Raw genomic sequence first — 20,230 nt, 5'->3', positions numbered from 1 at the left:
TCGTTTTCGGGTGTCTGCCGGACTCTCCAATCAAACAGGTTCCCAAGCGTTTCAATCTTCTCCAGCCCTGTAGCCATAGCCTGTCTCATGGAATGCCCCAATTCGTTTTCCTGATGCCTGTAAATCACTCTAGCCGCAACTCTCTCCGCCTGAATTGATCTGGATCAAATTTTTCCCCCTGTCCATGGTTATGCTGAATGCCATCTATCTTGGGGAAAAAGCGCATCATGGAACGCAAAAACAGCCTGTCGGTACAGAGCGCCTGGCAAGTGCGTGGCTAGGCGCAGCGGGGATACAAACTGAAGCGCCCTGCAGCCAAGCCGTCCAGCTGGATATGAGCGCCAACGCCGCTCTGGCAAAATTCACCGGCGGTCTCTCTCCTGCGGCATTGAGCAACGCCTATGTTGACTGGCTGCTGCACTTTCAATTGGCGCCGGCGGAACAAGCCGGATTACTGCAAAAGGCCTGGAAAAACCTGTGGCGCTGGTCGCAGTACGCCATTGCGGCTTCCGCGACGGTTCCCGCCGGCGCTGGACACTGCATTGAGCCACTGCCGCAAGATCGGCGCTTTGCCGATCCAGCCTGGGAACGCTGGCCATTCAATCTCATCGCGCAAGGTTTTTTGCTCAATCAGCAATGGTGGCATCGTGCAACGACGGGAATACCCGGCGTTTCGCGGCATCACGAGGATGTCGTGACATTCACGGCACGGCAAATCCTGGACATGCTGGCGCCGTCGAATTTCATTTCTACCAATCCAGTGGTCCAGGAAGATGCGCTTCGCAGCAACGGTCTCAGCTTGGTGCGTGGCGCCCAGTTGGCAATGGCCGATCTGCTGCAGCTCACGACGGGACACACGGAGGACGAGACATTCAAGGTCGGCGAAAACATGGCCGTGACGCCAGGAAAAGTCGTCTATCACAATCACTTGATCGAGCTGATTCAATACGCGCCAAGCACTGCGCAGGTGCATGCCATTCCGCTCCTGTTCGTCCCGGCATGGATCATGAAATATTACATTCTCGATCTGTCGCCGCAAAATTCCCTGGTCAAGTACCTGGTCGACAACGGCTATACCGTATTCATGATCTCGTGGAAAAATCCGCTCACCGAAGATCGCGATCTGTCGATGGAGGATTACCGCAAGCTGGGAGTGATGGCGGCGATCGACGCGGTCACAAGCATTACGGGCGCGACGCAGGTCAATGGTGTTGGCTATTGCCTGGGCGGCACCTTGTTGGCAATCGCTGCGGCAAGCATGGCGCGCGATGGCGATCAACGCCTGGCAAGCTTGAGTTTGTTCGCTGCGCAGACTGATTTTACGGAACCAGGTGAATTGTCGTTGTTCATCGATGAGGCCCAGATCGGCTTTCTCGAAGCCGCCATGTGGGAACATGGCTATCTCGACGGCAAGCAAATGGCGGGGGCATTCCAGTTGTTGCGCTCGAACGACCTGATCTGGTCGCACCGCTTGAATCAATATTTGCGTGGCGTCGCCGAAAACAAGAGCGACCTGATGACCTGGAATGCCGATGCCACGCGCATGCCCTATCGCATGCACAGCGAATATCTGCGTCAGCTATTCCTGCACAACGACCTGGCCGAGGGACGCTATCGTACCGACGGCAAGCCGATCGCACTGACTGACCTGCATATTCCGCTGTTTGCGGTAGGCACCCTCACCGATCACGTCGCGCCATGGCGATCTGTGTTCAAGATACACCTGCTGACGGAGACGGAGGTGACATTCTTGCTTACTTCCGGCGGCCACAATGCCGGCGTGGTGTCGCCACCCGGACACCTGCATCGCAGTTACCAGATAGCTACCCGCGCCAAAGACGGTCCGTTTCTCGACGCCGACACGTGGCAAAGGGACGCCTCGCGGCAGGAAGGCTCATGGTGGCCTGCCTGGGAAGCCTGGCTGGCAGCCCGTTCAGGCAAGGAAGTCGGGCCACCGGCAATGCCTCCAAGCCGGAGAAAGGCGCCCGGACTGTATGTATTGCAACCCTGATGTCGGAAAGCAAGCGGATTTTGATTTACATCAAGACAGCAATCTTTCACGCAAATAAGCTAGTAACTGAATTTTCATTTTTTGGGGAGCAGAAATGATCTCTTCTCGTCTGATGGGGCAAGTCGAAACCCAGCTGCAACGGCGCCGCAAATACATATTGGCTGCCATCCGTTCGCATCCGCGCACGACAAATCAGTTCGATCAGAAGCATTTCAATTGCGGCCGTCAGGGAGAGATCATCGCGGCTGAGTTGCTTACCGATACAGAAATCGCACTGCTGCTCCACACGTCGGCAGAGCCGCAGAAGATACAGGCTGCGCTAAGGCGCATCAAATCGCATGTCTATGGTGCCTGCATTGCTTGTGGCGCGGCGATTTCGCCGCAACGGCTTCGGATACATCCAACGGCAGAACGTTGTCGGCATTGCCAGGCTGAGATAGAGAACAATCAGCGCTCCGATCCTGGTATAGGAACCTGATTTTTTAAGGACGTTTCATGTCATTTAACCACCTCGTCGTATGGCTTGATCACGCGGAAGCTCGAATTCTTGTGTCCAAACCGGACGCAGTTGGGCACGACATGATGAGGATGCATTCCAGGCATGCGAATCCCTATGCCGCCGAAAGCCATTCCAGGATACCGGATGCAGTGGAGCAGGCGCCCTACTTTGACGCTATTGCCAACGCTTTGCCACAGGCCGGCCAAATATTGATCACGGGGCCTGGTCTGGAAAAAATGGCTTTTGTTAAGCACGTGCTCAGGCACAAGCATCAACTGGCAAAAAAAATCGTTGGTGTCGAAACGGTGAATCACCCCGATGATCCGCAACTACAGACGCTTGCCCGTAAACATTTTCTCAAGGCAGATTTCCTGCTTTGACCGACCAAAGAGGCCTCACATGGACTACAAGACTATCCTCGTGCACGTGGACGAATCCCGGCGTGCCAGCGAACAGATCGGGATTGCGGCGTTGCTTGCCCAAAAATACAACGCGCATCTGATCGGCGCCGCTGCGACCGGCGTTGCGCCGCAGTTCTTTATGCCGGGAGTCATCGGCGAAAGCAATCTGGCCCTGCTCGGCCCGGCATTGAGCGAACTACGCGACCAGGCAGCGAAGCGGCTGACGGAATTTGAATCGATTGCCTGGAAAATGGATGTCAAGTCGTTCGAAAAACGCTTGATCGAAGATGATGCGGGTGTGGGTCTGAGCTTGCAGGCGCGCTACAGCGACCTGGTGGTGATCGGGCAGGTCAACCCCGCCGACTATTCCACTGTGTTGCGCGCTGACTTTCCCGAATTTGTACTGCTGAATTGCGGCCGGCCGGTTCTGATTGTGCCCTATGCCGGGCATTTTCCTGTATTTGGAAAACGGGTGTTGGTGGCCTGGGATGCAAGCGTGGAAGCAACACGCGCCGTCACCGCATCGATCCCGCTGCTGCGGCAGGCCGATCTGGTGCAAGTGGTGGTGTTTGACAAAGGCAACCCATCCGGCGCCCATGGCGAACAACCGGGAGCCGACATCGCCCTTTATCTGGCACGTCACGGCGTCAAGGTCGACGTCTCGGAACAGACCATGCCGACAGGCATCGACGTCGGCAACGCACTCTTGTCACACGCGGCGGATTTCGGCGCCGACCTGATCGTGATGGGCGGCTATGGTCACAAGCGTTTCCGTGAGATCATGCTGGGAGGCGTAACGCATACGATTCTGGAATCGATGACTGTGCCGGTCCTGATGGCGCATTAAGAAAAGCGCGCTCCGCTGCCGGATCGGCTATAGCGGAGCGCGTTGGAAGATGGATGCTGCCATCCATCCTGCGCGTGCAATTTAGGCAATGACCATTTTATCCACCACACGCGTCACGCCAGACGCCGCCGCAGCGGCCTGTAGTGCCGCGTAGCGTTCCGACCATGAACGCACCGGTCCGGTCAGCGTCACCTGATCGCCATTGACGAGAACGGTAAGGCGTTGCGTTTCGATGTGAGCGCGCCGTTGTAGAGCTGCCTCAATTTTGACTTTGACATCAGACGGCAGCACCGCAGGCTTGACCGAGATCTGATTGCTGACGCCGATTACTCCCATCAGGTTACGTATGGCGTTGCCGGCAGCCACACGCTGGTAGTCCCGCTCCAGTTCGCCGCTCAGCGTCACCCATCCGTCTTCTACCAAGACTTTTACCTTGTCCTTTGGCACCAGAACATTCCATTCCAATGCGAGTTCGGAAGCACGCACGATGTCGGCATCCGAGCGTTCGCTCGTTCCAGGCAAACGAACATCGATCTCCACCGCAACGCCCTTCACGCCTGCAACCCGCTGTGCAGCGCGTTCGGCAGCATACTTCTCGGCATAGCTGCTCAAGTGTCCCTCCAGCGTCACTACGCCATCCTTGACTTCGACTCCGATATCGGTGTCATTGATAGATGGGTCCCATGCCAATTCATCCATGACATCCTGCCTTAATTGTCGATCGGTTTTCATCTCACTCCTCCATTGACGACTTAAACATGGTGCTCCAATATCGCACGCTCAGGACAGCATCGGTCCCAAATGGTCCTTGCCGGCAAGCGGCAGAAAATCCCGTGCCGCGTGGAATAGCACGTTCTGGCAACCATCATAGATGCGACAGCAAACAAGGATTTGATGCACATCAAAAGTACGGGCATTGGCATCGATGACTCACTCTGGCAGCGGCAAGCCACATCTGTCGACTCCCCTTTATTTGATCCATATCAAGATGGTGTCGGCCGGCGCCTGCCAGCATGTATGCATGTAAGCGCGCAAATCATGAAGCTGTTGCTGTGCCAGTCTGCGGCGCTTGTCGTCATAGGTCATCAGGGAAAGGATGCCGTTGCAAAGGAACGCTATGTTCAAGCACATTCATTTCAGTCCTGCGAGGCGTCTGCGTGGCCGATGGAATAGGCGCAATGACGATCGCCTGCCAACGAACCGACGGGCATATAGCTGCCCGGTACGGCAATGAACGGTCGGAGCGGCTTTCATCCAGCCGCAGCGATAACCACGGCGCTGCTATTTACCTCGGTTTCGTGCGGCGCGTTAGCCGGTACGGGCACTCAGCAGCAGAATTTTCCGCCGCCGCTCAAGAGCACGGTCTTGGCGCCATCGTCCAGCAACGCCGCCAACGCACAGAAAGCATTGCGTAACCGCACGTGCGCCACATACGCATCTCTGTTCAAGGCCATCGCCGCTGCGCGCGACCAAGGTGAGAATCCCGGGCAAGGACTGGAAGACACTGCGCGTTTCGCCCACATTCCACTTTACGCGCGGAAGAACGCCGTTCGCCTTGTCTATTTTGATCCTGGCTTCAAAAAATTGAGCGGACAAGCGCTCGCGCTTCAAGTGTTCCAGGTCTGTGTATATGGGCCGCCAGACGCGTTCCAGAGTCCTGAATGATCAACGAAGAGCCGTCCGGGCAAGTGAGATTTGGTGTAAAAAAAACCGCTGAATCCGGGTAAATTGATATGGAACAAATTTCATTCAAATATTGTGGTTGCCAGTTGGATCCCGGCTTGACGACCGGCTCGCCAGAGAATACGGTAAAAACGAGGTAACACCAGTTTGCCCGAGCGATAGTCCATCAACGAAAGATCAGGAGTATCAACATGTCCTATAAAACCATCGTCGTATATGTCGACGCATCCGAGAATGTCGGTAAGCGTATCGAAGCCGCCGCAGATATTGCATTGGCCGAAAATGCGCACCTGATCGGCGTCGCTGCCACCGGTGTGTCGCAATTTCTCCAAGACACTGTCAGTGTTAACCGCAACGATCCAGCGATCGCCCCACTGCTTGACACCTTGCGCAAGCGCGCCGGCGTATCGCTGGAAAAATTCGACAAGATTGCAGATCAGGCTGGTGTGCTGTCATTCGAACATCGCTTGATAGATGATGACGTGAACGGCGGCATCAGTTTGCAGGGCGCGTATTCTGACCTGCTGGTGCTGGGGCAAAGCTACCCGGACGATCCGGCCGGCGCCAACGTCGACACCATTCCCTATGTCGTCCTCAACTCTGGTTGCCCGGTCCTTGTGGTGCCTGGAACAGGCGCTTATGCAAAGATAGGCTCCAAGGTCCTGATCGCCTGGAATGGCAGCATGGAGGCCAGACGCGCGGTTCATGACGCCATTCCCCTGCTCAAGCGAGCCGAGATTGTCGAAGTTGCGGTGTTCAATCCGAACTCCCACGAAGGCGTCCACGGCCAGTTGCCCGGTTCCGACATTTCCCTGTACCTGGCTCGCCATGGCATCAACATTGAACTTAAGGAGGAGAAGAGCAAAGCCGATGTCGGCGAAGCATTGCTCTCGCTCGCCGACAGCATGCAGGCCGATTTGCTGGTCATGGGTTGCTATGGGCATTCCCGGTTTCGTGAAACCCTGTTGGGCGGCGTTACCCATACGATTCTGAAATCGATGAGACTGCCGGTCCTGATGTCACACTGATATGGTTTCGGTATCAGAACCTGATCCCGCCTTGTCGCGCCCGAATGCCAGTTGGCTCGGCGTTCGCCTAGTCCATGTGCTGGCCGCCGTTGACCGAGAATGTCGCGCCGGTAATGAATCCGGCATCGTCATGAACCAGAAATGCCACCATGCGGGCAATATCTGCGGGCGTTCCCAGACGCCCGATCGGGATCCCGGCGATGATTGCCCGTAAAGTGTCCGGCGGAACACTGGCCACCATGTCGGTATCGCAATATCCCGGAGCGACTACGTTGACTGTCACATTTTTGTGCGCACTTTCCAGCGCCAGCGATTTGCTGAAACCAAGGATGCCGGCCTTGGCGGCGGCGTAATTCGCCTGGCCGAACTGCCCCTTCTGGCCATTCACGGAACTGATATTGACGATGCGTCCGAACCCGCGTTCACGCATGCCGCCGATCAGGCTACGGCACATGTTGAACATCGAGCCAAGATTGGTCTGAATCACCCTTGACCACTGCTCTTCGGTCATTTTGTGCAGTACTGCATCGCTCGTAATGCCGGCGTTGTTGACCAAGATCTCGACTGGCCCCAACGCGCGTTCGACCTTGGCGACTCCTTCCTGGCAAGATTTCAGGTCAGCGACATCCCATTGATAAGTTTCGATCATGGTCTCGTCGCGAAATGCCTCCGCTGCTGCACTATCGTGACCATAGACGGCTGCTACGCGATAGCCTGACGCGTGCAGTATCTGAGAAGTGGCCTTGCCCAGGCCGCGGGTACCTCCGGTAACGATAGCAACACGTTGCATGATCCCTCCTCGCCGCAGCCGTCGCCGGCACGGTCCTGTCTTGTCGTTAAGCGGCGCTGCTCGCCAGTTCCGCAATATCGCGCCTGGCACATTTATGGCGCTTGCCGCCAAGCGTAATGCTTGCAACGGGTGCTGTCTTGATATACATCAAATTGTCGCTCCGTTTGATGTAGATCATTGAACGCAAGTATTCATCAGCCTATGCTGATCCTGTGTAGGTGGCATCTGGGTCCAGCGGCTGATCTATGTTAGCCACGCTGGCAGTTTCAATCTCTGAACGATAGAAAGCGAGAGCAATCATGGCTAATAATCTGATGCATTTTGCCCCATTTAATGACATTGCACACTTCGAACCGCTGCGTGGGTTCGAAGATCTACTGCGGGATTTCCGGCTCGCTCCGAGTCTGCGAGAGCTTGAAGTGCGGCCGAGCATGAAGATGGATGTGACAGAAACTGACCAGGCTTATACGGTCAAGGCTGAAATTCCCGGCATGAAAAAAGAAGATATCAAAATTGACATTGACGGCAACCAGGTGTCGATTACTGCGGAAACCAAGCAAGAGAGCGAACAAAAAGACGGCGAAACCGTGGTCCGCAGCGAGCGTTATTTCGGTCGTCAGTTCCGCAGCTTCACCCTGGCGCACGAAATCGATGAGGCCAACGCGGTCGCCAAATATCAGGACGGCGTGCTGGATCTATCTCTGCCCAAAAAAGTGCGTGCCGGGGCGAAGCAACTTACCGTGAATTAAGTATTTTCGTTGGCCACCGCGTTACAGGCGAAATGACAGCAGATTGGCATTTCGTGTGAGATGCCAATCTGCCTCATCAACGCTAACGACATTGGTCGATCCACGGGCGACGACGATCTGTCATGGAATAACGGGATCGACCTGTCCGGTTGGCATAGGGAGTACGAAATGATCAAATGGCCATCGGCAGTATTGGCGACAGGCATTCTGCTTGTTGCCGGCTGCGACAAGAGTGAATGGAACGTGCCGAAGATTAGTTCATCGGAACAACAACAGCAGGCGCCTTCCTCTAATGAAAAACCCGGCAAGATGTTCCAGGCGGAGCGGAGCGAGTATTTGAAAACGACACGCCAGGAGCTGGATCAGTTGCGCACTGAAATTGATGCGCTGCAGGTGAAAGCGAACAATTCCGGTGCGGCGCTGAAAGCGGATCTAGATCAAAAAATACAAGGTTTCCAGACAGATCTCCGAAGTCTCGAAGAGAAGTGGCAGCAGATAAAGGATGTCAGCGAGAGTCGTTGGCAGGAAATCAAGCTCTCATTTAGTGCCTCTATCGAAAAACTGAAAAAATCGATCCATGAAACTGCCGGCTGACAGCACGCACCATTGCTGGGTTGTGTCGTGAGTGCCCGCAATTTAAGTTGCCGTCAAAAATGAAATAAGTGCTCAGTAAGCTACCGCCATGCGAACTGCGCCTCGCATCCGGTAATTGGGCTCTGCTACGCACGAACTTCAATTTTCAGTTTTTTTTTGTGCCTCGCTGCACCGGGTTGGACCTTGAGCGCCGCACCTCATCACGGCTCGCTAGCGGAACGCGGCACTTGTCCTTCCAAATGAATGATGACTTGCCATGCTACGCCGACTCTCGGATGTGTTGAACGAATCCACGATGGGCTTCTTCGCACTTGCTTCGTTGAGCATGGGCGTGGCGCCGTTCCTGTTTGATCTGCCACGCACCGTAGAGCAAGGTTTCAATATTGCAAATTGGTTGATCATCGGATTATTCGCATTGGAATATGGCGCGAACTTTGCGTTGGCAAGCGATCGGCGTGAATTCGTGCTGGCACCATGGCACATGCTGGACGTTGTTATCATCATCGCTCCCCTGTTTTTGCTGATTCCTACGGTGGCACCTGCCATGGGTTCGACACCAGCGTTGCGTATCCTGCGGCTGTTTCGCGTTCTCCTGTTCGGACCGCGCATCGTGCATGGATTGCAGCGACCCTCTCCGCCTTCACCGATAGCTGTTTCGTCCGGCAAGTCGCAAATTTCCTTCTTGAGATCCGATGGCACGGTGCGAAGCAAATGCAGCTGGGAGGAACTGCGGGAATGGATCACTGCACCAACAAGTGATTGGGTCCACGCATCGAATCTTTCGCCGGAACACCTGCGGGCGATTGCCACCGGGCTTGGCGTCTCTCAGACAATGATCGAAACGGCCTTGTTGGAGTCAAGTTTTCCGCGCATCGAGCAGGTTGCGCCCTGGACTGCCTTCACCTTTTCGCTCCCCTCCTCCGAGGAAATCACTTACCGAATACCGGTTTTTTTGCTGATATCCGCGAATAGTGTCCTGTCGCTCTCTCGGCATCCGTTCGATATGCGGCGATTGCACATGGCAACCAGTTCCCTTCCTTGGGGAGCGCGTTGTGTGCTCCACATTGTCAACCTGGTACTCGTCCGATACGAAGAACTGGCCGGAAAAACGGAGCAAATGGTGCGTCAGCTTGAGGAGTTGCCGGTGATCGAAAGTCCAGAAAGCTTCTTCAGGAACACTTTTCATCTCAAGCGCTTGTTGTCAACGGCCAAAGGAGACTTATGGCGACTGCGTGGATTGCTTGAGATGCTCGGCGATGGCCGACGCCTATTGCCCGGACTCGGCCTGGACCAGCTTGCTTCGATCGCTCCGCTCGCTGAAGAAGCGGAATATCTTTATGAGACCATCGATAACACCCGTGAATCCTTGCTCTCTCTCATCGAACTGCATCTCGACATTGCCGCCCACGACACCAATCGCTTTATGCGCCTGCTTGCCATCGTGACGACACTTGCCCTGATCCCGGCAGTCGTCGGCGGCTTGCTCGGGATGAATCTTGGCGAAGCGCCATGGCAGGTCACTCTTGGGCAAGTGGCTTTCGGCACCCTGATTTTGATGCTCGGCGTACTTTACACTTTCATGGCTAAGGGATGGCTACGATAGACCCGGTCTCCGGAAGCGGCGAGGGCTCTTGATCAATTGTGCACAAAACACATGTTAACGCGGTTTGCGCATTGTTAATATTGCGTGTAGATTCAAGAGATACTCTGCTGCGACTTGATGGACTGGATGGCACGGTTTTGTTCACTCGTGCCTGACGGTCTACGGGTGAAATCGATAGCTAATCAGCAATGGATCCGAAATAGTCAAAAACTATGAATACACCGTTTTCAAAATTGGCCTCGCCTCTTCTCAATATTCCGGTCCTGAAAGCGAGCTGCGCAGGCTGCAGCCTGCATCAGCTGTGTCTGCCCATGGGCTTGGACAATGCTGACATGGGGCGTCTTGACCAGATCATCGGGCGTGGGCAACGTATCTCCCGCGACCAACGCTTGTATCGGATGGGAGACCCGTTCAAGAATCTCTATGCCATTCGTTTTGGACACTTTAAAACTTGCCATATGAGCAATGGCGGTGAGGAGCAGATTACCGGTTTCCAGATGGCCGGCGAATTGCTCGGCATGGATGCCATCAGCTCAGACCATCACCACTGCGACGCCATTGCGCTGGAAGACAGCGAAGTGTGCGAGATTCCGTTTTCGCGGCTGGAGGAACTGTTCAGCCATATTCCAACCCTGTTGCATCATTTCCACCGCATCATGAGCCAGGAAATCACGCGCGATCAAAATGTCATGCTTTTGCTTGGAAACATGCGCGCCGAACAGCGCTTTGCGGCTTTCCTGGTAAATCTTTCCTCACGTTACCTGGCCCGTGGCTACTCTTCCACCAGTTTCCAGTTCCGCATGTCGCGGGAAGACATCGGCAATTACCTTGGCCTGACTATCGAAAGCATCAGCCGACTTCTCTCCAGTTTCAGGGTGAAAGGCTGGATCTCCGTCGACAAACGGGAGATTCATATTTTGGATCTCCCGAAACTGAAAGAGATCGCGCTTGGCAGCGAATTGGCGATGATGACAAAAAAAGACTGCAAGCCAGTTGCTCCGGCGATCGCCAAGACTTGAGATCTGGCGTTCAGCGCCGCAGCCCAGGCCGGAGATCCAGATGCAGCCACATGGTGCCGTTGCGCTCCAACGGCTTGACGTCGAAACCAAGCTTCCTTACCAAATGCAGGATGCGGACATTGTGCGGCAACGCTTCACCGATAATTTCTTGGGTGCCATGACGACGGCAGTACGTGATCAATTTTGTCATCAGCACCTGGCCAAGTCCCAGCCCTTTCAGGTCTGAACGCACGATCACTGAAAATTCCGCCTGAATATTGTCCGGATCCGCCACCACTCTAGCGACACCGAGCGTCTCTGCTACGCCATCCCCGTTCAACCTGGTTGCAATGAAGGCCATTTCGCGATCGTAGTCGATCTGCGTGAAGCGAGCCAGTTGCGACGGCTGTAAAGCCCGTATGCCGACAAACATGCGATAGCGCACGTCCTCTGGATCGAGGGCATTGAAGAACGCCACATGCGCCTCGCCGTCTTCCGGCCGGATCGGCCTCAGCAACAGCGGCGCCCCTTGCCAGGATATGGTTTCTTCCAGTTCATTCGGGTAGGGACAAATCGCCAGCCGCTGCAAGCCGTCGCCGGTCTCGTTTGGCTTATTTGGCTTGAGGAGAACATGCACACGCACTGCGCACATTTCCTTGACGCCTGGTTGTGGGAAGCCAATTTCCAGTTCGGCCAACTCGGGGACATCTGTCAAAAGGTGGGATACCTTGAGCAGTACTCGACAAATCTGGTCGACGCTCGAGTCGGATTCGTGGATACCCTCGTTCAATCCTGCCAAACCGCCATGGGCGACCATGTCTTGCGCCAGCACCATGTTCAAAGGCGGCAGGCCCGCGCTCGTCTCAGTCCGCCCATTCTTTCCGCTTAGTTTAAGGATGACAGCCGGGCCGAATACCGGATCGATGGCCAGTGAGATTGTCAGTGCGATGGTATCTAACGACAAGTCACGTTCCTGAGGCTGATCCCCTGCCTTGATACCGTACGCTGCCAACAACGCGCAGCTCTTTGTCAGTGACACGCGTTGAGATCCGTCGCGCAATGCGGCTTCGACAATCCGATGTGCGGCTTCCCTGTCCACGATATCCGCCGATACGGCGGGTGGTACTTGCATCAGCAGATTCTGGTTACATTTGAAATCAAGCATTTGCATCAGGCCACATACCGCCGATTCCGGTGAAATGTAGGCGGGAATACCTGCATCTGCGCAAATCCGTCGCGCCGGCTCCAGCGACTTTCCTCCCAACCAGACAGAAAGAATGTTGCAGCCACTGCGCTTGGCAGCGGCAACGACCGCATTGGCGATATCGGCGCAGGGCTCCAGTGCGCTCGATGCATGGATGACCAGCAAGGCGTCCGCGCCGTGGTCGACAGATACCGCTTCCATCACCTGCCCATACAGCTGCGCAGAAGCATTGGCGGGCAGCGCGATGGGGGGAAACTCCATTTTTTCAACTGGCAGGAGCTGGCTGAGCTTGCCTACACTGTCAGTTGACAAGGCGGTCGGCTTGCCGCCGTTGCGCATCCAGGCATCGCAAGCCATCAGTCCCGGCCCACGGCCATTGCTGATCACCAGCAATCCGCGGCCATCCAGCGGGCGGATACGAGACAGAGATTCAACTGCACTGAACAGATCGTCGGTAGAAAATACGCGCAGCATGCCGGCCCGCCGTACTGCGGCATCAAAAATCGCATCCGGCACAGTGCCGCTCAGGCCACTCCTGAGTATCAAGGTCGGCTTGTTGCGGGCGGCAGCACGTGCCGCCGACATGAACTTTCGTGCATGCGGGATATGCTCCGCGCACAGTAATATCGCGTGCGTATCGACATCGCTTGCCAGGAAATCCAGCATGTCGCCGACGTCAACGTCGATACTTCCCCTAGCGCGACCACTTTAGAAAAGCCAATGCCTTGTGAGCTCGCCCAGTCTGTCAGGCCGCAAGCGAGTGCCCCGGATTCTGCCAGCAATGCTATCCGCCCTGGCAATGCGCCGCCTGCGACAAGGCTGGCGTTGAGCCAGGCTGCCGGCGTCATGATGCCGGCCGAGCCTGGCCCGAGGATACGCAGCATGTGCGGGCGGGCCGCATGCAGCGCAGCTTGCTGCAAGCTGTCATGAAAATCGGCGGTATCGCTTAATACGATAGCTGCCTTGCTGCCCAAATCCCCCAGTTGGCCGATGATCCTGGACACAGTCGCCGCCGGAGTACAAATGACTGCCAGTTCGGGCGTTTCCGGCAATTGATCCAGACTGTGAAATGTCTTAATGCCGTCCAACAGGTCATACTTGGGATTGACCGGAAAGACACGTCCCGTGAAACCTGCTCCTGCTATGTGGCGCAACATGCAGGTGCCAATGCTCGTCGCTCTTTCAGAAGCACCGATAATGGCAATCGACTGCGGCGAAAAAAAATATTGCAGGTTTCTTGCACTCACACCTATCCTCCGGCTAGCTAAGTCACAACCTTGCTGTGCGCACCCAGCAAATCCTCGATGGCAACGGCAACCACCTTGGCCATGTCAATCCGGTTGCTCGAATGGGCAATCGTATTGCAGCTGACGATACGCTCGACACCGGCTACCTGCAGTGCGATATAACCGTCACCGGCAAACAAGGGATGGATGGCAATGCAAACCGGCGGCGCCATGCCGGCTGCCTTGACTTGCTTGACCGCCGCCACCATGGTGCGCGCGGTGGAGACGATGTCGTCGACCAGGACCGGCGTACGGCCGCTCCATTCCGCCACATCGGGAATCGATACCTCGACATCACGATCACCTCGCCGCTTCTTGTGCAGCACTGTATGCGGGCAACCGGCTTCCGCTGCTACGGAGGCCACCCATTGCTCGCTTTCAACGTCTGGGCCAATGATCACCGGCAATGCGACGTTCGCGACAATCCACTTCGCCAGTTCCGGCGCCGCATGCGCAATACGGCTTGGCACCGTATAGATTTGCGCCAGGTCGTGATAGCGATGCAGATGTGGATCGACCGTCACCAGCCAGTCGCAGCAACCGGAAATCAGGCGCGCGAAATGCGCCGAGGTCACCCCTTCCTGCTCCATGAAGCGCGCATCTTGCCGCATGTAAGGCAGATAGGGAATGACCAGGCCGACGCTGCGGGCGCCCAGCTCACGGGCAACGCTGGCAGCAAGATACAGTTCCATGATCTTGCCGTCCGGCCGGTCCAGAGCGCAGGCAAGAATCACGTCGCGTCCGGCGACGGCCGTCATGAAGCGCGGACAGGACTCGCCATCTGGGAAGTGATGCATCTGCATGTCGCCAATTTCGGCTGTCAAGATACTACGCAGTTGCGAGGCAAAGCCGTCGTTGCCTGGCATGGAAAAAAGTACGGGTCTCATCAAACCTCCTGCAAAGAAATCAAATTTTCCTGGGCTTCGGCATAAGCGCGTGCATAAGCCAGCTCTCCTGGTGACGCGGCATGAATGGTCAGATAGGGTTGTCCGATCTCCATGCGGCTGCCTAATGGCGCATGGAACACGATGCCGGCGGCGGGAGCTTTAGGCGCTCCTGCCAGCTTGGCAATGCTGGCCAGGCGCCGATTGTCGATCGCCACTACCTGACCTCGGTGCTGTGACAGAACCGGATGGGTAAATCCCGCCTTGGGCGGAACGCGCATGCCACCTTGGGCCTCGCAGATGGCCTGGAATTTGCGCCAGGCGGCGCCGCTGTCCAGCACGGATGCCGCCAGCGCCATCCCCTGCCCCACCTGGGCCTTGCCGCCCAGCTCAAGCACATTGGCTGCCAGCAGTAACGCGCGTTCACGCAGGTCTTGTGGGGCCCCAGCAATGTTTTGCAGAACGGCCAGTACGTCGTGGGCTTCGAGCGCAGGGCCGATGCCGCACCCTACGGGTTGGGTGCCGTCGGTCAGGACCGGCTTGACGGTGATGCCTAACGCTTCGCCCACTGCGATAAGCCGACCTGCCAGTGCCATGGCGGCTTGCGGCGATCGCACCTTGGCAGTCGCCCCCACAGGCAGGTCAATCACCACATGGGTAGAGCCAGCAGCAATTTTCTTTGAGAGGACGGAAGCCACCAGCAAGCCGTCGCTATCCAGATCCAGCGGATGTTCCACCCGGATCAGGAGGTCATCGGCAGGACTGAGGCTGACTGCGCCGCCCCAGGCGATACAGCCGCCTTCGCGCTCCACCACGCGTCGCATGGCGTCGATGTCCAGCGCCACCGGCGCCAAGGTTTCCATGGTGTCGGCAGTACCGGCCGGCGAAGTGATGGCGCGCGACGAGGTTTTCGGAATGATCAGGCCACAGGCGGCGACGATCGGCACGATCAGCAAGGTGGTGCGGTTGCCCGGCAAGCCGCCGACGCAATGCTTGTCCACCACCATGTCGGCCTGCCATTGCAAACGCTGGCCAACTTTCACCATGGCGTCGGTCAATCCTATGGTTTCGGTGATATCCAGATGGCTACCGGAGCAGGCGGTGATAAGGGCCGCCATTTCAATGTTCGAGTAATGGCCCGCCACTATGTCGCACACAATAGCGGCGACGCCTTCGGATGTAAACGGATGCCCGTAAATCTTTGCCCGCACCGATGAAAACGATTGCACCGGGGCCGGGTGCAACACCCGCACCAGGTCGCCGTCGTTACCGCCGAGCGTACGCCAGGCTGCCTCCGAGAGACCCACTTCATGCAACGCAATCATTGGAAAATGCACGACATTAAGCGTCGCGACAATGTGGCGCTCGCCGCACCATAGCTCGATCCTTGAGTGCGCCTCAAAACCCTCAGACCTGCAGATATCGCAGTCACTGCGCATGTAGGCGACCGGTTCCTGGTAGGTGTCGATGCCAAGTCGCCGCAGGTGCAATCCGCTGGTTGCGTGATTGCCACTTGCGCCGGCAGCCGCAGGTTGGCGATAGCTCATGGCAGTTCCACGCTTTCCAAGTAATCAGGCAGCCGGCAAGCCCAATGCAACTGCTCTTCGATTCGTTTGCGCAACCCATCGGCAGCCGGCGGTTCGCCGTGGGTAATGAATGTCTGCTTGGGCGCGGCGGAAAAATGCGATAGCCAGGCAAGTATCTCGTCAGCGTCGGCATGCGCCGACATATTGTCGATCTGGCGTACCTGTGCCCGCAACGGCACATATTCGCCATGGATCTTGATGGCGTCGGCGCCGGCAACCATGGAGGCGCCACGCGTGCCGCCAGCTTGAAACCCGGTAAACAGCACGGTGTTGCGGGGATCAGGGGCGAATGCCTTTAAATGATGCAGCACCCGTCCGCCGGTAGCCATGCCACTGGCAGCGACAATGACCATCGGCCGTTGTTTTTTATTTAACGCAATCGATTCTTCGACGCTGTTGACGATCGTGGCTGTGTGGAACATGGCTTCGCATTGCACGTAATCAAGTCGATGGTCTCGTGCGTGCCGATGATAAATCTCGGTGGCATTGACTGCCATTGGACTGTTCAGGTAGATCGGCAGCGTTGCCGGAATATCGCCGTTTTCCTTGAGCAGATGGATGGCGTACAGCACGGCCTGGGCGCGTCCTACGGCGAAGGATGGGATGATCGTCACGCCGCCGCGTTCTGCCGTCTCGCGTATGGTCTTGCCAAGCAGGATGGCCGGATCAGCCGGGTCGTGACGACGGTTGCCATAGGTGGATTCGACCACCAGATAATCGGTCTTTTCGACTATCGACGGCGGTAACATGATCAGGTCGTTGGGCGACCGAGATCGCCCGAAAACGTAATGGTCGTATCGCCATTTTTCAGTATGACGATGGCAGCGCCCAAAATGTGACCCGCACGCAGCAGCCGCGCGCGCAAACCTTCGCAAACCTGGAAATCCGTATCGAAGCTGACCGGCGAAAAAAAAGCCAACGCGCGTACCGCGTCCGCTTCCGAGTACAAAGGCAGAGCAGGACTGTGCTTGGAGAAGCCGTGGCGATTCGCATAGCCGGCCTCTTCTTCCTGCAAATGTCCGCTGTCCGGAAGCAGTATCTTGCACAAATCGAAAGTCGCTTCACTGCAGAATATCTTGCCTTTGAAGCCATTTTTAACCAACAACGGCAAATAACCGCTGTGGTCCAGATGAGCATGGGTCAGGACTACCGCATCCAGCTCTGCCGGATGGAGCGGCAGGTGTTCCCAGTTACGGAGGCGCAATGGCTTGTAACCTTGAAACAGGCCGCAGTCGACCAGAATTTTGCTCGACCCGGCGCTCAACAGGTATTTAGAGCCGGTCACGGTTCCGGTGGCGCCTAGAAATTGGATGTTCATTGTCTGCCTCTTTCTACGTTCTCAAACGCGCTCCACCTGATTGTCGGCGTTCTTTGGATCATCGCCGCGGCTGTCCACAAGCGACGAGTTCAATTCCTTGTGCAATAACGAAATTTCCTTGCGCAGCATGCGCATGTCGGCATGGAGTTCATGCTCCAGGCGCTTTTCATCCTCTCCGACCAGCATTGCCGATATATTGGCCGTGACCACGGAAAATAAGGCATAACCCAGCAACACAATGAAAGCGGCAAAAATCCGGGACGCTGGCGTCGATGGCACCAGGTCGCCATAACCAACTGTGGCCCCGGTAATGAAAGCCAGCCAGACACCATCCGCATAGGTATGGACCCGTGGTTCGAGCCACAGAAAAACGGCTCCAGCCACGGCAAGCACGGCGACTGCGAATGCAACGACATGTAACAGGCGGCAAGACAAGACAAATTTCGCCGAAAACATCACCAAGCGCGAAAATACGATGGCGCAATAAACCATCCGTAAAACCCATTCGAGCATCGACCAGGGCGGGTTGCTTGGCCAAATGCTGAATATTGCACCGAGAAAAATCGCCCAGTCCAACATCGTTGCGCTATCGCGCCAGTTCCGCGTCTTGTTCCGGGACAGCAAATCGGCGCCAGCCATCGCCGCGACAAGCAGATACAGCACACTTCCAATATTCCGGTAAAGCGGCTCCCATCCGGCCAAAATCAGATAGAAGGCCGGAATCGACAACAGTAACGCGGCCGGCATCAAGAATTTTTCTTGCCAAACCAGTGGCGAATTTTTCATGTCGCTTTAGCCATCAACAAAGACAAGGAAGGAAGTAGCGTTATGTTGTGAATATTGACCTAGACAGCCAGAGATAACTTGCGCTGGATCAAAAACACGCTGGATTCTCACGGCCGGCTGTTTTCATTGCGCGGAGCCCGTGTTTGATCCATGTCAACCACAGCAGGAATAACACTTGCCGGCGTGTCGCCTGTGCATACAATGAACTCCAAGATATGGCTGCTCTGGCACTCGGCTGATTGACGCATATCGATCATATTGAGCGAATCGGCATGCTCAGGTGTCGTCGGAATTCGCCAGTGCGGTCTCAACCAACTTCTTTGAGAAACTTATGGCCATCTATAAAAAAGTGCTGCTAGCCGTGGATGGCAGTCCGACTTCCGACCAGGCGCTGGCACAAATTGCCAACTTTGTAACGACCGACGCGATTGTCCGTGTCGTCTATGTCGCGGAAGATCCCCTTACAACCTATCCCGTCATCAATGAAGACTTCACCTACCTTGAACTATTGCGGGATGTGACCCTGGAAGAAGGTAAGAAGGTGCTGGAGAAGGCGGAATCCAGCTTGCGGTCTCAAGGGTATCAAGTGGAAACCAAGTTGATCGATCTACGCGCCACCGGCCAGGACATTCCGGGCGCCATCAAGGCAGATGGCGAAAAATGGGGTACGGATCTGACTGTGCTGGGCACTCATGGGCGACGCGGCGTGCGGCGCATGTTCCTGGGCAGTGTCGCCGAGAATTTCGTGCGGATGTCTACACGCCCAGTGTTGTTGGTGCACTCCATCGAACCGGCAGCCGCGCAGGAAAAGCGGGATAAAGGCGATCATGCTTAAGCGCATCCTGGTAGCGATAGACGGCAGTGAACTCGGGAACAACGCCTTGCGCCATGGTTGCGCACTGGCCAAGGAACAGGGTTGCGAGATTCGCGCCCTGTATATCAATGTTGATCCGTTCCTCGCATTTCCCTTGCTGGGCGTCGTCTATTTCCAGCGTGAACAGATGCTGCAGGCCGCTGCCGAACAGGCTGCAGGAGTACGAGCGGTGGCCTTGAAGGTTTTCGATGCGTTTGAACTGCGGGGCGATGTCCAGATATTGGACCTGCAAGAGAAAGGAAAGCGGGTTGCCGACCTCATCCGCGAAGTCTCCAGTCGATGGAACGCCAGCGTCGTCGTCATGGGATCGCATGGTCTGCAAGGCATGCAGCGGCTTATGCTGGGTAGCGTTGCCGAACACTTTTTGCGGATCGCCGATTGCCCGGTGCTGATCATGAAGTCCTGAGGCCGCCAAAGCAAGCCGCGTAACGCGTGGTTCGAGCCGAACTTCTTATCTAGTCAAGCAGACTCGCTGGTGTCATGCGATGAATGCCTGCCTGCTGCACAGCTGGCGCCAACCAGGAAACCAGGCAATCCGCAAAAGGAGTAATAAAAAAATCAGTCATCTGCCGGTTTCATCGCAACCGGATTCAGATCGACAGTAGTATGTTGCGGCCAGAGCCAGCTAGCATGCAAGCGCCAATCACGATGCGCATCTTCAATCAGTATCTGCCAGCGCGCCATGTCCAATTGCGGCAAGCTCACCGAGAAACGACCGTTGGCATCCGGTCTGACAAAGAGAGTGATGTCTTTGTCGGGCAAGGTAGAATGAATAAGGCGCAACTGCAAGTCTGGCGTCGTTTCGGGCGCGATAGCCTGGTCCGCCTGGCCGTCGACATGAAGTAAAACACCACTCAACAAGCCGGTTTTCGGATCGTAACGCAGATTCCCGGAGATGCCCCGCCGGATCGCCTCTTCATCGCGCTTCAGATCCTGGTTGATCGCATTACCTTCTTTGTAATAGTCATCCTCGACCAACGCATCTTGCCGGGTAAATGCCAGCCAGCAGGTGTAGCTTGCTGCCGCCACAACTATTGCCGGCCAAGCATCAGCAGCCATGGCCAGCGCTGGCTGTACCAAGGCTTGGAA

The 20,230-nt window shown here is 56.1% G+C and carries 19 protein-coding genes and 2 pseudogenes; 12 read left to right on the top strand and 9 right to left on the bottom strand.

Features of this window, described 5'->3' with window-relative positions; genetic code table 11:
- Positions 1 to 190 precede the first annotated feature (190 nt).
- The 4 genes from CAter10_RS10705 (at position 191) to CAter10_RS10690 (ending at position 3,758) form a co-directional block, all read left to right on the top strand.
- Positions 191 to 2,011, top strand: coding sequence for a PHA/PHB synthase family protein (locus tag CAter10_RS10705; RefSeq protein ID WP_061535286.1), 1,821 nt, complete (start codon positions 191 to 193; stop codon positions 2,009 to 2,011).
- A gap of 94 nt (positions 2,012 to 2,105) precedes the next feature.
- Positions 2,106 to 2,489, top strand: coding sequence for a TraR/DksA family transcriptional regulator (locus tag CAter10_RS10700; protein WP_082797867.1), 384 nt, complete (start codon positions 2,106 to 2,108; stop codon positions 2,487 to 2,489).
- A 17-nt stretch (positions 2,490 to 2,506) separates the two neighbouring features.
- The gene (locus tag CAter10_RS10695) at positions 2,507 to 2,890 is read left to right on the top strand and encodes a hypothetical protein (RefSeq protein WP_061533396.1); all 384 of its coding nucleotides are present in this window, start codon (positions 2,507 to 2,509) and stop codon (positions 2,888 to 2,890) included.
- A gap of 19 nt (positions 2,891 to 2,909) precedes the next feature.
- On the top strand, positions 2,910 to 3,758 hold the full coding sequence (locus CAter10_RS10690; protein ID WP_061533395.1) for a universal stress protein: 849 nt from the start codon (positions 2,910 to 2,912) through the stop codon (positions 3,756 to 3,758).
- A gap of 81 nt (positions 3,759 to 3,839) precedes the next feature.
- On the opposite strand, the gene CAter10_RS10685 is transcribed toward CAter10_RS10690, so the two are convergent.
- Positions 3,840 to 4,490, bottom strand: a complete 651-nt coding sequence (locus CAter10_RS10685) for a BON domain-containing protein (protein ID WP_061533394.1) — start codon at positions 4,488 to 4,490, stop codon at positions 3,840 to 3,842.
- 498 nt (positions 4,491 to 4,988) lie between these two features.
- Here CAter10_RS10685 and CAter10_RS10680 point away from each other — a divergent pair, with 498 nt between their 5' ends.
- The gene (locus CAter10_RS10680; protein WP_061533393.1) at positions 4,989 to 5,423 is read left to right on the top strand and encodes a hypothetical protein; all 435 of its coding nucleotides are present in this window, start codon (positions 4,989 to 4,991) and stop codon (positions 5,421 to 5,423) included.
- 209 nt (positions 5,424 to 5,632) lie between these two features.
- Positions 5,633 to 6,469, top strand: coding sequence for a universal stress protein (locus CAter10_RS10675; RefSeq protein ID WP_061533392.1), 837 nt, complete (start codon positions 5,633 to 5,635; stop codon positions 6,467 to 6,469).
- 67 nt (positions 6,470 to 6,536) lie between these two features.
- Here the strand turns inward: CAter10_RS10675 and phbB are convergent, their stop codons facing one another.
- On the bottom strand, positions 6,537 to 7,259 hold the full coding sequence (phbB, locus tag CAter10_RS10670) for an acetoacetyl-CoA reductase (RefSeq protein WP_061533391.1): 723 nt from the start codon (positions 7,257 to 7,259) through the stop codon (positions 6,537 to 6,539).
- A gap of 299 nt (positions 7,260 to 7,558) precedes the next feature.
- Here phbB and CAter10_RS10665 point away from each other — a divergent pair, with 299 nt between their 5' ends.
- The 4 genes from CAter10_RS10665 to fnr all read left to right on the top strand — a co-directional run bounded on the left by CAter10_RS10665 (position 7,559) and on the right by fnr (position 11,224).
- Positions 7,559 to 8,008, top strand: coding sequence for an Hsp20/alpha crystallin family protein (locus CAter10_RS10665; RefSeq protein WP_061533390.1), 450 nt, complete (start codon positions 7,559 to 7,561; stop codon positions 8,006 to 8,008).
- Positions 8,009 to 8,176: 168 nt separating this feature from the next.
- The gene (locus CAter10_RS10660) at positions 8,177 to 8,602 is read left to right on the top strand and encodes a sll1863 family stress response protein (protein ID WP_128083036.1); all 426 of its coding nucleotides are present in this window, start codon (positions 8,177 to 8,179) and stop codon (positions 8,600 to 8,602) included.
- A gap of 280 nt (positions 8,603 to 8,882) precedes the next feature.
- Positions 8,883 to 10,205 (top strand): CorA family divalent cation transporter, encoded by a 1,323-nt coding sequence (locus CAter10_RS10655; RefSeq protein ID WP_164840433.1) that lies wholly within the window; start codon positions 8,883 to 8,885, stop codon positions 10,203 to 10,205.
- 212 nt (positions 10,206 to 10,417) lie between these two features.
- Positions 10,418 to 11,224, top strand: coding sequence for a fumarate/nitrate reduction transcriptional regulator Fnr (fnr, locus tag CAter10_RS10650; RefSeq protein ID WP_061533387.1), 807 nt, complete (start codon positions 10,418 to 10,420; stop codon positions 11,222 to 11,224).
- 10 nt (positions 11,225 to 11,234) lie between these two features.
- Here fnr and CAter10_RS24550 read toward each other — a convergent pair whose 3' ends face one another.
- The 6 genes and pseudogenes from CAter10_RS24550 to CAter10_RS10620 form a co-directional block, all read right to left on the bottom strand.
- Positions 11,235 to 12,881 (bottom strand): bifunctional acetate--CoA ligase family protein/GNAT family N-acetyltransferase, encoded by a 1,647-nt coding sequence (locus CAter10_RS24550; protein ID WP_417924723.1) that lies wholly within the window; start codon positions 12,879 to 12,881, stop codon positions 11,235 to 11,237.
- A 12-nt stretch (positions 12,882 to 12,893) separates the two neighbouring features.
- Positions 12,894 to 13,654 (bottom strand): annotated as a pseudogene (locus CAter10_RS24545) (CoA-binding protein); the annotation flags it as partial.
- Between the two features lie 17 nt (positions 13,655 to 13,671).
- Positions 13,672 to 14,580, bottom strand: coding sequence for a ribose-phosphate pyrophosphokinase (locus CAter10_RS10635; RefSeq protein WP_061533384.1), 909 nt, complete (start codon positions 14,578 to 14,580; stop codon positions 13,672 to 13,674).
- On the bottom strand, positions 14,580 to 16,124 hold the full coding sequence (locus CAter10_RS10630) for a thymidine phosphorylase family protein (protein ID WP_061533383.1): 1,545 nt from the start codon (positions 16,122 to 16,124) through the stop codon (positions 14,580 to 14,582). The genes CAter10_RS10635 and CAter10_RS10630 overlap by 1 nt, the downstream gene beginning before the upstream one ends.
- A pseudogene (locus CAter10_RS10625) lies at positions 16,121 to 17,481 on the bottom strand (MBL fold metallo-hydrolase RNA specificity domain-containing protein). Before CAter10_RS10625 ends, CAter10_RS10630 begins: the two are co-directional and overlap by 4 nt.
- A gap of 21 nt (positions 17,482 to 17,502) precedes the next feature.
- Positions 17,503 to 18,267 (bottom strand): potassium channel family protein, encoded by a 765-nt coding sequence (locus CAter10_RS10620; RefSeq protein WP_061533382.1) that lies wholly within the window; start codon positions 18,265 to 18,267, stop codon positions 17,503 to 17,505.
- Positions 18,268 to 18,598: 331 nt separating this feature from the next.
- Here CAter10_RS10620 and CAter10_RS10615 point away from each other — a divergent pair, with 331 nt between their 5' ends.
- A complete protein-coding gene (locus tag CAter10_RS10615) occupies positions 18,599 to 19,102 on the top strand; it encodes a universal stress protein (RefSeq protein ID WP_061533381.1) in 504 nt (167 codons plus the stop codon).
- Complete coding sequence (locus CAter10_RS10610; RefSeq protein ID WP_061533380.1) at positions 19,095 to 19,547, top strand: universal stress protein; 453 nt, start codon at positions 19,095 to 19,097, stop codon at positions 19,545 to 19,547. Before CAter10_RS10615 ends, CAter10_RS10610 begins: the two co-directional genes overlap by 8 nt.
- A 152-nt stretch (positions 19,548 to 19,699) precedes the next feature.
- On the opposite strand, the gene CAter10_RS10605 is transcribed toward CAter10_RS10610, so the two are convergent.
- The gene (locus CAter10_RS10605; protein ID WP_335340215.1) at positions 19,700 to 20,200 is read right to left on the bottom strand and encodes a FixH family protein; all 501 of its coding nucleotides are present in this window, start codon (positions 20,198 to 20,200) and stop codon (positions 19,700 to 19,702) included.
- Positions 20,201 to 20,230 lie beyond the last annotated feature (30 nt).

This window comes from Collimonas arenae (assembly GCF_001584165.1).
Taxonomy (GTDB): domain Bacteria; phylum Pseudomonadota; class Gammaproteobacteria; order Burkholderiales; family Burkholderiaceae_D; genus Collimonas; species Collimonas arenae.
The sequence above is the reverse complement of the archived record's forward strand: the minus strand, read 5'-3'. Positions and strand labels throughout refer to the sequence as shown.